The sequence below is a fragment of the Bacteroides acidifaciens genome (genome assembly GCF_024623065.1).
In the GTDB taxonomy this organism is placed as follows: domain Bacteria; phylum Bacteroidota; class Bacteroidia; order Bacteroidales; family Bacteroidaceae; genus Bacteroides; species Bacteroides acidifaciens.
The window spans coordinates 1-15,328 of the sequence record NZ_JANJZR010000090.1 but is presented as its reverse complement, the minus strand read 5'-3'; the positions used below and the strand labels follow the sequence as shown (position 1 = coordinate 15,328).

Here is a 15,328-nt window from a genome sequence, read left to right as displayed (position 1 = left end):
TGCTACAAACAGGGGCTATTGCGGAGGGACAACGACAAACCTCTGTTTAAAGAGGAGTTCTCGGACAGTCTCCCCCACAGTTGTGCCTTTACGTTCGGGAGAACGTGTACTATCAAAATAACCCGCCTTATTACCTACTTTTAAAAAGGCAACTTTCTTCCCCACAAGATCAAATTCTTCTGGGTTAATTTTAAAGATAAAATTAAGATATTTCCCTTCATATTCGTTGAGTATCGCAGATTCATCTACCCCCATTTTGTCTATATTGTCCAATATATCTTCTGGGATTTCCTGAAGATTATGGACTTGCAGTTCATACACTTCTCCATTCATACTATCTCTATTTACAACGTATTTATGTATGCAGGAAGATCCTAACATAAACATTGCAAAACATCCTAATATAAGTAATCTTTTCATACTTTTATGGTATTTGGTAAATATATGGGCTTGAATAAATTCCTATTTGTCTGAGTCAATTGACAAAAATAACACAAGAATATCCTCTCTCGTCACTGGTATACAACAAACAACTATTGACTCTTTATCTTCAACGATCATGACAATTCATCATCTGTTTAAAATTATCAGCAAAGTCTAAATAAGACTTTAATCCATTATTATTAATTTCATAAAGTCTATCATTCTCCCCTAACAATCGCTTTAAAACATCTGCTTCATAATCTTCTAAATGAGAAGTAGCAGAGAACTTTTTTATGAATTCATTTATGCATTCTAATGCGCGCTGACTATTACCCCGTAAATAATGAAGTATTGGTAGTACAAACTCTCGTGCTCCCCCATATTTCCCTATTTCCATGCCGTAAACTACCTCATCTCTATCCACTAGCTTTTCCATATAAGGAATTCCATATTCTATGATAGCATCAGCCATCGCATTAACCTCTTCGGCTATATTATCTTCACTCAACATAAATTTCCATTCTATATAATCTCTTGCAGGCATTAAATAGCCAATAGGCGAACACAGCATAGCACCTACATAATCAGGATATTTAGATACCCCTAAATTTCTTAATTGTATCTCTAGTTCTGATACATCTTTGTATACGATTCCAGGACTCGGGCTCAAATAAAAAGCGTGTTTTTCTCCATGCGTAGCAATACTAAATCCTATGTTCTGAATTGTTTTCTCATCAGCCATTCGCACAAAATAATTATATCCTTTTTTCTTAAAACCATACTTATCCAATCGTTCAGAAAGTATTGTCATTATTCTTTTCATTTGTTCTTTCATTCTCTATTATTGTATTTAAAACGTCTTAATTACAAATATAGTCTATATCTTTGAATGCGTACCAAAATTCATAAAAATTCCTTCACAAACTCCGATACACATATTATATAAATTAAAAATAATGCTTTATAACAATTATATAATTACCAGAATATGGTTTTATCTTTCCTGCGCACCCATACTGTCAATATCCAATTCATAATTACCACCCAAATAATAGAGTAAGTCCTCAATAAAATGCCCATATAAACAGAGAATCGCTATGGAATTATTAAATTTCCACAATGATTCTCCGTTTATACAAGCACTTTATCAAGGACTTACCTTTCTTCCTACTTGATTTGTTCTATATAAGAACCTTACTTATCATTGTTTTACAATGGAGTTTATTTTATCCACTATTTTGTTAAAATAGTTATTCATCCACATGATTTTATTCCGTTTATCAGAACTTTCAATAAAGAAATATCCTCTACCTCCAATAAAATAATCGAAAACACCATTAGAAGCAATAATAATATTTCGAGTACTGTTATTACTCAGCACAAATTGAGCGAAAATAAGATTTTTCCCGCACTTACTGGGTAACAATTTCTTATTTTTTGCAGATTTAATAAGAGTGTATTTAAAAGAATCTACAAATACAGAATCTAATAAAATTTTAGGTGTATTATTGGCTTCTAATTCTCGAAATTTGCGATAGATACTCCCTCTAGTATGCCCTATAGAATCAAAATAATGATATATCCAAATACTTTTAACATCTTCTATCTTCAATTCATTTTGCTGAGCATAGCAGACATTCTGTGTAACAAAAAACGCTGTAATCATAATTAAAAACAAGATTCTTTTCATTACAGAAATAATTAACGATTAAGTAAAAAGTGAAAATACAACATAGGTCTAATACCTGCTCCTCGAAAAGACATTTTACAACCATTATAAAACAAGTTACCTTCAATATAATTAGTCTTCGACCAACTTACATGAAGGTAAAACTCTTGACTCTAAATGGATTTTTTATTATACAATAATAAGAAATCGCCTAATTCCTTGGCAGTCTTCAATAAATCTCTTATACTCAAAAAAACATGAAATTCTAAGCTACTCCTAATATTTTCTATATCACTGATTCCTCCTTCTAAAGAAATTATTTCTGCATCCCTCCATGAAAGTTTTATTTGCCACATTCCTTCTAAAGGAGCAAAGTGTATGATTTTTATTTCTTTCCTCAAAAAAGATATCAAATTTTCTCTAAACCTATATAATTCATCAACAAAAGAATAAGTATCAGTAGACACTTTAAATGTTGCATTCTCAATACAGAGTTTATACTGGAAATAATTATAATCACTATCATCATTATATTTAAAATTGAAAAAACGAATAGCAAATGATCTATCGCTATTTATAATACTTATATTACTCATACGATTTATTGCATTATGAAATTATTTATCTCATCTATCAATTCTGGTAGGAACGTTTGATCAAAATAATCATTTACAGTCAGATTATTTCTTGCACTCAATTCTCTAATCCAAAAACGTTGATAAATGCGTCCAGATTTTTCTCTCCTTAATTCTATCTTTATATCTTCATCGGATGAAGTAAATACAACAACAAGAATATTCTGTTCGAACAATTTAGCCAGATTTTCTTTAAAGTCAATTAACTCACTCAATTCTGTTTTTATTCTAATTGATGCTTCAAAAATTGATTTTGAAACTTTCACATCAAAAGATACAAGACCAGCTTCCTCAACACCAATTATATTTAAATCAGACCATTGCATTACAGGTTCTCTTTTCCAATTATAAAAAAACACTTCTTTCATACTGTTTATTGTTATATCTATGCATACAAATATAATATGTATTATAGACTATTAAATATTTTATTGTAAAATAATTGAGTTTGCTAAGTCGCAAACAAATTATGTATATGCTTCCATTAACAAACTCAATCAATGCGTCCACTTAAAAAAGTCTTTTTTATCAGAGATTAACGCCTTACAGATGCTTTTGAAAGGGGATAAAATACATTTTTTTAATGGACTCATCAATTATTAGTAAGGCATTATCGGAAAATGAAATTTTCTTAGAAAATCATTCCATTCATAAAAATTTCTATGATATATTATTCCTGTTTCAGTATTTATTCCAACGGTATATACACCATTAGCTCCATTTACAGTTCCAGGGGCAATCATCATCCTACTATTACCAGATGTACCATATAACCAACCATCTTTAACTATTTGTTCATCAAATGAACGTGGAAAATCATGATATAAATCAGTTTGTAATGTAATTCTATTATCATATCCTTTAATCTGTAGATCTTTAGGTACTAAATATTTTCCTTCTATCACAGGATTAATATTAGTATTACCATAAGTCGTAATCGAATAATCTCTTATTCCATTTTGCGGAACAGACATGTCTATAGGAGCAACTTCTGGCATCTGATCAGGCGAAAGCATTGTTGGTCTATGACGACCAATATTATCAACCGGTGTATTCTTTATCGAGAACGCATTCCTTCCCGGAGCGATATTCTGTCCAGTCCAAAAGTTCTGTCCTTTAATAAAAGACATACCACCACCAATCAATCCACCCGTCACACTACCTGTGATAGAACCATAAAATGCACCATTAAGACCATTGGAAAAAGCATCAGAGATATTTCCTCCATCTACTAACGTATTACCGAAGCCAAGCGTGAAACCGGATGTTGCACCACCTACAAAACCACCGATAGCACCACCTATAAATCCTGCACCACCGGCTATCCCACCGGTAGCAGCACCAATAGCACCGGCAGCAGCACCAACTCCGAAATACCCTAAACCCTGCCAAACATTATCTATACTTTTCCAATGGGTTGCCACATTGATTGCGCCGCCAATAACAGCAGCACCTATTACGAACCAAATAAACTCCCCATTCTCATCCACATAACACAGCGGACTGTTCATACAATAGCTATAACGATTGAAAGCCTGCGTATAATCAAGCATCTGCACATACGGGTCAGGACTGAGGAAACGCCCCAATACGGGATCATACAAACGGGTATTCATATTTATCAGCCCGAACAGCGGCAAATGTTCATGTCCGGTAAAACCTCTGCCCAACATCAAACCCGGAGTACTCTCAGTTGCATATGACTCATGAGTCAAAGGATTACGCCTACAGCCCCAGGCATCAAAGCTGTTTTCCTCCACCACATTTCCTTGCATATCCGATATTTGCAGAATACTACCCAAGTAATCACGGTGAATGAAATAAACAGAGGTACGACCGCTTTGCTTTACCAGTACAGCAGGGGCATCGTAATAATCACCACCTAAATATAACCTTTCCTGCGTACCCGTACTGTTAATATCCAATTCATAATTACCACCCAAATAATAGCGTGACAACAGTGTCGAATCATTCACAGAATACTGCATACGGATACGGTCGTGATTGGCATTATACGTCAACACAGCTTTCTTTCCATCCTGCGTGATAACAGAAGGACGCTCACCGGCAGTATAGGTGATGTCAAGTTCAGACTTCACCGGATTGTCTTCAACAGGAGCCAAACCCGTCACGGCATAAGGGCGGTTCGGATTGGTATAAACCGTTGTCAATTCAGGTGTTATTTGCTTCACGACACGTTGTAGCTATCACTCATACATGGTGAACTTTTCCGTGTCATTAAAAGCACCCTACACAGTCCTTATTCTTTGAAAGTTCCTTATAAAACAAAAAGCAGGAAGAAAACAAGCCCTGTTCTCTTCCTGCCATCTTATCCTAAACAAAAGATTTTATTCCCGTTTACTCAATCTTTCCACGACTAAATCTATGGGCAATTGTGCAGAAGCATAACAGGCGGTAAGCTCTTTATGATTGGCGCTGCTTTGTAGCAAACCGATTGATGTATCGTAAAAATCCCTGATATAAATTATTTGAATATCAATTTATATCAGGGAAAAAACTATAAGAGAATTCTGAGCATATATCCTATTAATCCTCTTCTTCCGGCGGATAAACCACCGTCCAATTCATTCGCTCCAAGTCTTCCAAGGTAAGTCGATACACATGAAGCACAGGAACGTATTTGCGGATGGTGTCGCAAGGTTCGGAATGATATTTCCAAAATGTATCACGATCCATAATCAGATACTGGATATATTTATAAGTCTCAAAATAATCATACCAACCAGCAGGATTCCGGTAACAATCCTCCCATCCCCAGTAAAAGAACTTAAACAAAGAATCAACCTTAAGATCGTAGACACCGTAAAACAAACCGTAATGACATAAAATCATAGAATCTTCTTGTATGTTTTCGGGATAAGATGTCTGAATGGAGATATCTATATCCGAATTATTGACGAGTGTCATATATGGAGGTCCTCCTTTATAGTTACGACAAGCACATAACACCGTGGAGACTACATACATCAACATGATAACTTTTAAATGTTTCATTACTTTTCTCTTATCATTGATATTATTCAATATTTTAACCAAAACATACGCAATATCATATTGGAAGATTTTATAGCACCGGATTTATTATAATCATAATAAGTTTCCTTACTTCCGACCCCACTACCATTCACATCCAACGGATTCTTATAAAAGTTCCAACCTTTAGTCAAATTCCCAAATTGATAAAGTTTTTTATACTTTTCATAGTCCTCTTCCGACGTATAAAATCCTTCTATCCCATTCTTAGGATCATTAAAATAATTGAACGCTCTTCTATTTGCATCCTGCTCAAACTTCTCAAGACTATGGTCGCCATTTCCGGCAGCACTCTTTATACTCGGTATTCCTACAGTAGGAATATATCCCGGTCCCATCTCCTGACTTTGCAAATAATGTCCATACTCATGCTGGAAAAGATAGTTGTTAGGGTCTGCCTTGAGATTTCGGTTACCGGTAATATAACTACTCAATGTTACAGCACCAGAACCCCAATTGGCTCCGCGTGATACCGTAGCACCACCCCAATAATCGACTTCATCCACTTGGCCTGCCCAATTGGAAACAGTAGCAAAACCAAGACCGAAAAAGGTTTGTGCACCCTGCCAAGTGAAACGAGAAATCATTTCCCATGCTTGTCCCCCAAAGTTTTTCCGGCTATCTGTGGTAAACAAACCACCCCAGAGTTTTACCTCATTCACTCCACTTTGCCAACCTGTCTTAAACGGATTTTTACCAGTAAATAATCCTTTGAAAAAGCCAAAGGTATAACCTAAGAAAAACTCCCCGCTTTGGTCCACATAACACAACGGGCTGTTCATGCAATAGCCATATCGGTTGTACGCCTGCGTAAAGTCTGGCATTTGTACATACGGGTCAGGACTCAAGAAGCGACCTAACACCGGATCATACAGCCGGGCATTCATATTAATCAATCCAAAGAACGACAGATGCTCGTGTCCTGTGTATCCGCGACCTAACAGTAACTCGGGCTCAGCGCCTGTCACAAAGACCGCCTGATTCGCAGGATTGCGTCTGCATCCCCAAGCATCAAAACTGTTTTCTTCCACTATGTTGCCCTGCGCATCCACTATTTGCAAAATACTGCCCAAATAGTCACGGTGAATGAAGTAAATGGAAACATTACTACCTTCTTTCACCAATACCGCAGGAGCATCATAATATCCGCCACCAAGGTACAACTTTTCTTTCGTTCTACCAACAGTTTCATCAACTTCATAATTACCACCCAAATAATAGCGTGACCACCGTATCGAATCATTCACAGAATACTGCATACGGATACGGTCGTGATTGGCATTATACGTCAGCACGGCTTTCTTGCCATCGCCTTGTGTGATTACGGCAGGACGCTCACCGGCAGTATAAGTGATGTCAAGACCGGACTTCACCGGATTATCTTCAACAGGAGCCAAACCCGTCACGGCATAAGGGCGGTTCGGATTGGTATAGGCCAGTTCCCCGGCATCGCCCTTCCAACGAATATTACCATAATTATCATAAAGAACGGCATTATTACCGTAAGAACACAAACGGTTCAAGCCATCATAATCAAAATCCTCCGGCAGGTTTCTGGTTTCATCCGTACGATTTTCAAGATTGTTATTCGCCACATTGAAACGGTAGCTGTGGTCGAACATTACACTCCCGTCCGCACGGGTGATGCTGCGTCTTACAGGCAGTCCCCATTCATTAAACTCGTAGGTACGCTGCATTCCGCCTGCAGTAAGCTTCGTCAACTGTCCCAGCGAATTCTCTTCATCATGACGGTAGACCAGCGTTCCGTCTGCAAGACGGACTTCTGTCAGGAAACCGTTGCGGTAAGACAACTCTTCTGTGGCCAAAGCACCGTTTTGAGAGGTATAAGCAATGGATTCAGGCAGTCCGTCGGTTGTATAACTGTAGGCTTTCTGCAACCATTTGCCATCCGGAGCTTCTTCACGCTGCATTTGCAGTCTGCCATACTCATCGTAAGTATTATACAGAGCACTGCCATTGCTTGACACTGCGGAAAGCAGCAGGTTTTCCGTGTCGTCATAGGTATAAGCCGTTGTCAAGTCAGGTGTTATTTGCTTCACGACACGTCCGTAGCGGTCGTATTCTTTCACTAATTCACGACCATCAGCATCAGTTTCTTTGCTGACATTTCCGGCTTTGTCATATGCCGTCCGACGGATACCGGCACTGGGATCTTTAATGGCAATACGACGGCCATACTTGTCATAATAGAAACGGGTTTGTATATTTCCTGACATGATTGCCACCACCGGCTGGCCGTCGGGACGGTAATAATAAGCAATACTTCCCGCAGCATCCGTCGCTTGTGTCATCAGCCCGACTTCATCATATGTACGGATATGGCGGATACCGTTTTCAATAATAGTATCGGTCAAAGCGCCATACGCACAAGAATCCATTTTCCCCGAAGCATAGCGGGTGGATGTACGGCGGTCAAATTTATCATACGTAAAGCTGTTCCAACGCGAAGGGACACTATCCGTAGTGGGTAGAGATTCTTTTTCAAGCAGCCCCGTTTTCACGTTGTACACTTTATCCGTTTTCATTTCCCGTCCGTCAAAGCGAACCTGCGATGTGCGAACTTCCCGCTTCAAGTAGTCATAATACGTTTTTGTTACAGGCTTGCCTGTTTCAGCAACAGTCACAACATACAGCCCCGGTTCTCCTTCGTTACTCCACGCAGTTGACAATCGTCTCATACGCCCGTCAGGATAGCAGGTTTCGACAAGACGCCCCCACATGTCATAAGCATAACGGGTGACATGCCCTTTATGGTCGGTAGCGCTTTGCAGCAAGCCGGTTTCTAAATCGTACACATAGCCGGCAGACAGCCCCATAGGGTCGGTTTCTTTCATCAAGCATCCATCCCGGTTATACTCAAAGGTCTTCACCAGCCAGTCTTCCGAATCATATGAACACTGCTCTTTTCTGGTAAGTTGCTGTCTGTCGTCATATTCATAATGCTCTTGGGAAGCGATATTTCCATTGACAAAACTTGTCTTACGGACAGGAAGATACCGGTTATCATAATCAGTTCTCACTTCCTGAGTGACAATCGAATCATTACGAGAACTTTGTGTCCATGAGAAAAGCGGAAGCCCCAACAGATACCAATCGCTGTTTTCTACATTCTGATAACCGAATGATTTTGCTTCCGTATTATGAGCACCATAGGAAGTAGACATGCCGGTTGCCTGTCCGTAGTCATTATACTCATACGTGGTAACCTTTTCCGTACCATTAAGCGCATCCTGCACAGTTTCTTTCTTTAATTTCAGAAGTACAGTCTTATCCTGCGCCCTCTCCAATACATATTTACGCACAATCGTATCAGCAGGAGTCTCTTTCTTCACCTCCGTACTCAGCAGCTCCGGATCGAACACAGAAGCCATCGTACGTTTATTCACCACATCTTCCGTCTCAATCTTCCGGAAACCACGGAAACCCAGCCCTGTACGATGAAACACGGCATTGGTGTACTTGTAATATTCCCATGAAAGCTGTTCGCTTCCTTTTGTCTTTTTCAACCATACCGGCACATATAAATGAGGAGTCATTATCGTATAGGGATAACTGATATACCCCAACGACATATCCGGACGGCTCACATAACGATTCTCAGATGTTTCCATTATATCCGTATAATAGTGGCTTGAGGTCACTCCATAACTGTCTGTAAGATCCCGCAGCATACGCTCTTTCGACTCGTTGTGATTGTATTTATACACATGAAGCTTCTCATTATCCACGCAAATCAGACTTCCTGACCAATAGTAGGGCTGAGCCACATTCGCCACGGCAAATTGTGCCGACAGGTTATCCATCTGTAAAATCGAACGGTAATTATAATCCTGGCTTATCTTTCCGTTTTCGTTCAGATGAACATAGATTTTCCCGCGAACATTGCGCAGCAGGTCAGGCAACCCGTCATTATCCACATCTACCAACATGAAATTCAGCCCCACAGTCTCATGAAAACAATAGAATAATTCTTCCGTATGCGCCTTAAATCCGGGATTAGCGGTACTATAAGATGAGTTTCCCGTAGAAATCAGAAATGTCCACCGCTTGCCGTTCTCCACATTCCAGTCAAAGACCACAAGGTCACGCTGGGATACACTCGGATCGACCGTACATTCCTGACCGGAATAAGGGTGTACATAATGTTTATACCCACTTGCGCTGGTACTTTTCAAGTTACTTTCACTAACACATGCGCCACGACAGATTCCGTCTCCCAAGTGCTTGAAACCATCCTTGCAATGCACACGGCGAGGCCCCAGAATAATATCCATATTTCCGTCACCGTTCATATCAGTCACCATCAGTTCCCTGTCTTTGACAGTTCCGCTTTCAAAATTGAAATGCATGATATTAATTGCACTAGAGTATGCCAGTTGCCTGAACCCGCTGCCGGTGAACTCATATACATAAAGCCCGTTTATATTAATGAGACAGATATCTGTCTTGCCGTCACCGTTATAGTCCATAGGAATCAGGCGGTCGGCATACAACGCCCTGTTATCTACCTGATGCAATGTAAAGTCGAAACACGTTCCGTCATAAATAGCCTTCCGATAATTCAAATCTACCAACAAGGCACGTGAAGGGTATTTGTTTTTATCCGAATTATAACAACTCGATATAGCCAGTAACTCTACTTTGCCATCCCCATTGAAATCACCGGTAATCACCTGTCGTTCATGAACATATCCATCCCACTCCGAATATATGTAATCTGAATGCCGGCTGGGGTCGACATCATTCGTATATACTGATACCACCAACTTATCATCATCATAATTTACTTTTACCGGCTCTTCCAGACCGTCTCCGTTTACATCTAACGCTTCCAGTTGTTTGAAACCTTTTCCGGCTGTAAATACGACAGGAGAGACATTTGAGTCCGACAAATCTTTGTAGACCAATAAATGTTGTGTCTCAGTATACTCACCGAGCACCGGATATGAAATCAAACCGTCACTTTTCGACGTTCTATTGAATTTTCCGCGTGATAAAGCAAGAGATCTATGAGAACTGGGACCCTGAACTGAGTTCGGGAAATACCTCTGTAAATAAATCGTACTTCCACTGAGAAACTCGATACTCCTTCCGTCTCCATATCTGAATTGCAGAGGATTAAGCTTGCCATTCTCCGTTTCACATTCTAACTGTATTGGCAGGTTCACCCCCCTGTTCTGATAAGAAAGCAAATATCGCCGCCACAGTTTACCTTTATAAAACGACTCTACCTTCTCCAGCAAACGACTGTATTTTAAAGGTTTTCCATCTGTATAACGAGCGATAGCAGCATTCACGTTGCGATAAGTAAACACTACGGAATCATTATATGCACCTTCGACTTCTCCATACAGTACCTTATGGATATAAGGCAAATTATCCGCCTGTGTATAGACATATTTTACAGATCGGCCTTTACGGTTTGTATACAAAGTCATCACATAACTGAAAGGAGCTTGTGAAGAAGTCTCGAACTTTGCCGTATTCCCATCCGGATAACGTGCCACCAATGTGCCGTCCGCTTGCTTCTTCACTTTTATAAATCCTTGTTCGCTTTGCCATGCGTCCGTGCCGGTCTTCAGCAAACGCATGCCATCCAACATCAGCTTGTCTTCATCCAAGGAAAGAGGAGATGATTTTCCATCGTAATAAATTGTTCCGGGCACGTGGGTAATACCGGACAGCCCGCCAATATTCCATCCGTATCCCATTGCACTTTCACGCTGCTGGCTGTTATAACCAAACGACAAGCGGGGATGAAATTCCTCAGGGTCAGGGTGAATATCCATTGGCACCTGATATGTAACAGCCCCGGTAGGAGTAAGGGCATATTGAACAGGAATTTCACCTACATCACATGCGGAATTTCTTCCTTCTGATGCCACAGCTTCCTGCTGCGCCCTTGTAGAAATAGCTACCAATAAAGCGATTCCTAGAATAATTATTTTTTGTGTTATATTTCTCATGATTATTGTAGTCTTTTAATAGTTTTGATTCGATTGCCTGACTGATCATACTGGTATTGTACAGGACAGTCATTCGGTTCCTCCGGCATCACTTCCGGTTCGCCGGGAATGATTGATGACAAATCGGTTATAATGGTTGTTCCCAGCCGACCATTGGGCACGGACCCATTCATGCCTTTAAATCCGGCCACAACAATATAATAAGTACCGGCCGGCAAATTCCGCACACGCAGATACGCAAGCCCCAAAGAGACTCCTTCAGGTATGCCAAGCTTCTCCGGATTAAAATCAGGAGACATACAATCTCCTATTTCAAACGTGGCGACCCGTTTAAAATAGAGGTCTCCTTCTGACCAATCTTCCATTTCGCCGGGTTTAACGGGTCTTAATAAAAAAATAGTACTAAAACCCACTCGGTAGGAATTCCAATTATGAATGATCACATCTCCTGACGCCGATGTTTCCATCCGGTAATAAATCGCTCTTCCTTGAGTGTATTCATAAGTATCACCATCTCTAGGTATATAACGACACTGATAATACCAGGGTGGCCCCGTACTCGTATCACGAACATCCTCAAATGTCGCTTTTCCAGAAGAGCATGTGACCTGTATCGGGTCCCAATATGAAGTCCCACTTCCTTCTGTCGTTTGTGCTTGGGACTCCCACCCAAAGAGCACCAACATCAATAATAATATAATTCTTTTAGTCATTGTGTTCTGTGTTATAGTTCTCAACTTAAATAATCTTCCTTATTAATCCACTGTATAAAACCGGCGCGCTCGGCTCTACACAGTGGAAATTATCATACTTTTCTCTTTTACAGATTCATCGCATTAGCGCCCAAAACGCCTGCCAAAGCCGAAGCCACTGCGATAACCACTTTCAGGATCATATCCCATACGGATTTCTTCATTGCCATCATTTACCTCCTTTCTGTTCTTTAATGTGTTGTGTTACTCTGTGCTCTTCCGTGTTTTCCGCCTGTGCCGTGGATTCTCCGGAATCCTTGAATCTCTTGCAATCCTTGAACTCCTTGAATTCCTTCGCCACATCGAAGCACGGGCACTGTTTAATCCACTCTTCCGGTTCTATCTCACCGTTTCCGTTCAAGTCCGGCGAGAGGTCGCGGTGTCCGCACACCCGGCAGCCGGGAAATCTCTCTTGCAACTGCCCGACGAGCAGCCGGAGCATGGAGCGCTGTGCCGGAGTCCGGGTATCTGCCGGGCGTCCCCGGCAGTCCAGACCGCCTTCATAGCAGATACCTATCGAGTGAGCGTTGAAGCCTTTCACGTGTGCTCCGATGCGTTCGAGGGGCCGGGTAAGGTACACTGTTCCATCCTTGCGGATGTAGTAGTGATAGCCTGTTCCGTTGAACCCGCGGCGCCGGTGCATCAAGTCCAAAGCTTCCGGTGAGAGTGTAGAATCCCCCCGCGTGGCGCTACAATGCACCACGATTAAGTTGATAATTCGCATGTTAGTGGATGATTTCTAATTTAGTTAAAAGCCAAATGTTCAGTTAAAAGTCAAATGTTCAGTTAAGCCTACGAAGTTTGTCATTTACATTTTGTGTACGCTGCACTGCCGTGACGTCATTTATGCAGCCGGATCGGGCGTTTCTCCGTCCCCTCCATTACCGTCTCCACCGGGCTTGTCGCTTCCACCGGAGTTGCCGCCTTCCGCGCTACCCGTATCGGAAACAAGCTTATCATAGCGGACACACTTCGCACCGGTCACCATCGAACGGGTAGCCGTAGTGCGGTCGAGGTTCTTGGTAGTCGCCGGCTGGAAGCGGACGGTAAGCGTAGCCTGTGCAGCCGACACTTCGTCGGAGGTTTCCACACCTCTGCCACGAGCCACCATCACCATGCGGAAGGTGCCGAGACCGTCGACGCTTACGCTTTCCGAAGATTGCAAGTGCTGCGTCATCACCGTCACCAGGTTGTCGAGCGTGTTTTTCACGTCACCCGGAGAGAGGGAAGAGTAGGCGGCTATTTCTTTCGAAAGTTGGGCGGAATCCACGTTGCCCGAACGAACGACACGGGGATAGAAGAGTTTCTTTTGGCTCTTTTTGTCTTCCAGAGTTGACTGGAAGGGTTTGTAAAGTACTGGCATAATTGTAATAGTTTTTTAATTGTTAATAATTCTAGTTCGTCTGTGTCTTTAAGCTTATCGACAATGCAAATATAAGGCCTTATTTCCGATTGACAAAGGGATTTTGAAAATGTGCGTTAATAAATTCGTTAATATGAAGATTTGCCATATACCACTTATTTACAACGTATTACAAACACCAACGGCATCACACTCCTTATTCATTCAGTTATTCAGGATACTCAACAGATAATGACCGGGCAGTTTGATCTTTCCGGCACTTGCCCGGATGACGCTGAAACCTTTCCAAACCTTGCCGCCGATTTCACCGTAATTACTTTTCAGTACGATTGCATACTGTTCGGAGGGAGGGATACGATAAAGGCGAAGGTTGTCCAACAGTCCGGAAAGGTTGCGCGGATGCCCGTCGGCAGGAGCTTGCATACGGTCAATATCCGACTGTGTCAGCTCACGTTTCTTCTTCGCCGGTTTTCTGTTAGAAGAATCTCCTCCCTTTTCTTCCTCATCCCCTCCTTTGGGCAAAGGAGGGTTAGGGAGGATGTTTTCTTTCCTTTCCTTTTCTTTTCTTTTTAGGAGGGTGCTTTTTGTTACAGTATCCGGGGATTCTGTTACAGTATCGGGGGTTTGCGTTACAATATCCGCGGTTTCTGCAACAGCATCCGGGAGGGTCGGGCGTACGTTTTCCTCATCCGGAAGCAGACAGTAGTCCGGAGAAATATGACGGCGGCTGCGGCGTTTAGTGACAAAAAGGAACTGCCGCTGGATGTCGGCGGAAGTCAGGATGCCGTAACGTTCGTAGAGAGAGGAATCGAAGAAACCGTACTCCACAAACAGACGAAGCACCTGGCGGACATTATCGTTGTCCGTGCAGAAGAGCTGGTCGGAGAGTTCGTCATAGAAGTCATCGTCGACATGAATATAATAACCCTCGCCCGAATATAGATAAGACAGGGTATAGAGCAGGATTGTGAAGGCGGAATCGCCTTCACGCTTCATCACACGGCGCACGACACGGTCGTGCATAAAATCGGTATTCAAAGGGAAATAGTCAAGCCCTTGTTTTATTCGTCCCATACTATTGATTGTTTTTATAAATCAGTCGGCCAATTCTGATTTTGATTTTGGTTCTGATTTTGATTGTAATTCTAATTCTAATTCTGATTTTGATTCTGACCCCGATTCAAAGGCTGAGCCGGACCGGGATTCGGCATCCGGTTCGCATTCAAATGCCGATTCGCGGACTTTCCGCCTTTTCCGTTCGATGCTGGCAGCTACGGTTTCAAGGGCATGCAGAATAAGCTCCCGTCGCAACATGGGGTCTTCCGTAGAGGTAATTACCGGATAACTGCTTTCCCTGTCGTATGCCAGGGAGCGTTTTTCATTCTTCCGGTGGTTCCGGCTGACAGTTTTACGACATTCCTTACAGTAGTTGCCGGGAAGACCGG

At 41.6% G+C, this 15,328-nt stretch carries 14 protein-coding genes; all 14 read right to left on the bottom strand.

Annotation, left to right across the window (positions count from 1 at the left end; genetic code table 11):
* Positions 1-15 precede the first annotated feature (15 nt).
* Positions 16-420 (bottom strand): DUF8192 domain-containing protein, encoded by a 405-nt coding sequence (locus NSB03_RS17755; RefSeq protein ID WP_257466551.1) that lies wholly within the window; start codon positions 418-420, stop codon positions 16-18.
* Positions 421-550: 130 nt separating this feature from the next.
* Complete coding sequence (locus NSB03_RS17750) at positions 551-1,258, bottom strand: hypothetical protein (protein ID WP_228767253.1); 708 nt, start codon at positions 1,256-1,258, stop codon at positions 551-553.
* Positions 1,259-1,624: 366 nt separating this feature from the next.
* Positions 1,625-2,113, bottom strand: a complete 489-nt coding sequence (locus NSB03_RS17745; RefSeq protein WP_128824537.1) for a hypothetical protein — start codon at positions 2,111-2,113, stop codon at positions 1,625-1,627.
* A gap of 152 nt (positions 2,114-2,265) precedes the next feature.
* Positions 2,266-2,688, bottom strand: coding sequence for a WapI family immunity protein (locus tag NSB03_RS17740; RefSeq protein WP_024988819.1), 423 nt, complete (start codon positions 2,686-2,688; stop codon positions 2,266-2,268).
* Between the two features lie 5 nt (positions 2,689-2,693).
* Complete coding sequence (locus NSB03_RS17735) at positions 2,694-3,095, bottom strand: DUF2057 domain-containing protein (RefSeq protein WP_024988820.1); 402 nt, start codon at positions 3,093-3,095, stop codon at positions 2,694-2,696.
* A gap of 231 nt (positions 3,096-3,326) precedes the next feature.
* Positions 3,327-4,919 (bottom strand): RHS repeat domain-containing protein, encoded by a 1,593-nt coding sequence (locus NSB03_RS17730; RefSeq protein ID WP_257466550.1) that lies wholly within the window; start codon positions 4,917-4,919, stop codon positions 3,327-3,329.
* A 355-nt stretch (positions 4,920-5,274) separates the two neighbouring features.
* On the bottom strand, positions 5,275-5,742 hold the full coding sequence (locus NSB03_RS17725) for a hypothetical protein (RefSeq protein ID WP_024988693.1): 468 nt from the start codon (positions 5,740-5,742) through the stop codon (positions 5,275-5,277).
* Positions 5,743-5,768: 26 nt separating this feature from the next.
* The gene (locus tag NSB03_RS17720) at positions 5,769-11,768 is read right to left on the bottom strand and encodes an RHS repeat-associated core domain-containing protein (protein WP_257466549.1); all 6,000 of its coding nucleotides are present in this window, start codon (positions 11,766-11,768) and stop codon (positions 5,769-5,771) included.
* A 2-nt stretch (positions 11,769-11,770) separates the two neighbouring features.
* Positions 11,771-12,481 (bottom strand): hypothetical protein, encoded by a 711-nt coding sequence (locus tag NSB03_RS17715; protein ID WP_128824516.1) that lies wholly within the window; start codon positions 12,479-12,481, stop codon positions 11,771-11,773.
* Between the two features lie 107 nt (positions 12,482-12,588).
* Positions 12,589-12,684, bottom strand: a complete 96-nt coding sequence (locus NSB03_RS17710; protein ID WP_005681936.1) for a smalltalk protein — start codon at positions 12,682-12,684, stop codon at positions 12,589-12,591.
* A gap of 5 nt (positions 12,685-12,689) precedes the next feature.
* The gene (locus tag NSB03_RS17705; protein ID WP_257466548.1) at positions 12,690-13,244 is read right to left on the bottom strand and encodes an N-acetylmuramoyl-L-alanine amidase; all 555 of its coding nucleotides are present in this window, start codon (positions 13,242-13,244) and stop codon (positions 12,690-12,692) included.
* Between the two features lie 120 nt (positions 13,245-13,364).
* A complete protein-coding gene (locus tag NSB03_RS17700) occupies positions 13,365-13,883 on the bottom strand; it encodes an HU family DNA-binding protein (RefSeq protein ID WP_257466547.1) in 519 nt (172 codons plus the stop codon).
* 204 nt (positions 13,884-14,087) lie between these two features.
* Entirely contained in the window at positions 14,088-14,957 is an 870-nt protein-coding gene (locus NSB03_RS17695) for a DUF4373 domain-containing protein (RefSeq protein WP_257466546.1), read from the bottom strand.
* A gap of 21 nt (positions 14,958-14,978) precedes the next feature.
* The coding region (locus NSB03_RS17690; RefSeq protein ID WP_257466545.1) for a hypothetical protein at positions 14,979-15,328 on the bottom strand (350 nt) is incomplete at its 5' end.

Excerpts from the sequence above, each read along its gene's own strand:
- NSB03_RS17755 (WP_257466551.1), bottom strand. The coding sequence starts at position 420 with ATGAAAAGATTACTTATATTAGGATGTTTTGCAATGTTTATGTTAGGA.
- NSB03_RS17750 (WP_228767253.1), bottom strand. The coding sequence starts at position 1,258 with ATGAAAGAACAAATGAAAAGAATAATGACAATACTTTCTGAACGATTG.
- NSB03_RS17745 (WP_128824537.1), bottom strand. The coding sequence starts at position 2,113 with ATGAAAAGAATCTTGTTTTTAATTATGATTACAGCGTTTTTTGTTACA.
- NSB03_RS17740 (WP_024988819.1), bottom strand. The coding sequence starts at position 2,688 with ATGAGTAATATAAGTATTATAAATAGCGATAGATCATTTGCTATTCGT.
- NSB03_RS17735 (WP_024988820.1), bottom strand. The coding sequence starts at position 3,095 with ATGAAAGAAGTGTTTTTTTATAATTGGAAAAGAGAACCTGTAATGCAA.
- NSB03_RS17725 (WP_024988693.1), bottom strand. The coding sequence starts at position 5,742 with ATGAAACATTTAAAAGTTATCATGTTGATGTATGTAGTCTCCACGGTG.
- NSB03_RS17720 (WP_257466549.1), bottom strand. The coding sequence starts at position 11,768 with ATGAGAAATATAACACAAAAAATAATTATTCTAGGAATCGCTTTATTG.
- NSB03_RS17715 (WP_128824516.1), bottom strand. The coding sequence starts at position 12,481 with ATGACTAAAAGAATTATATTATTATTGATGTTGGTGCTCTTTGGGTGG.
- NSB03_RS17710 (WP_005681936.1), bottom strand. The coding sequence starts at position 12,684 with ATGAAGAAATCCGTATGGGATATGATCCTGAAAGTGGTTATCGCAGTG.
- NSB03_RS17705 (WP_257466548.1), bottom strand. The coding sequence starts at position 13,244 with ATGCGAATTATCAACTTAATCGTGGTGCATTGTAGCGCCACGCGGGGG.
- NSB03_RS17700 (WP_257466547.1), bottom strand. The coding sequence starts at position 13,883 with ATGCCAGTACTTTACAAACCCTTCCAGTCAACTCTGGAAGACAAAAAG.
- NSB03_RS17695 (WP_257466546.1), bottom strand. The coding sequence starts at position 14,957 with ATGGGACGAATAAAACAAGGGCTTGACTATTTCCCTTTGAATACCGAT.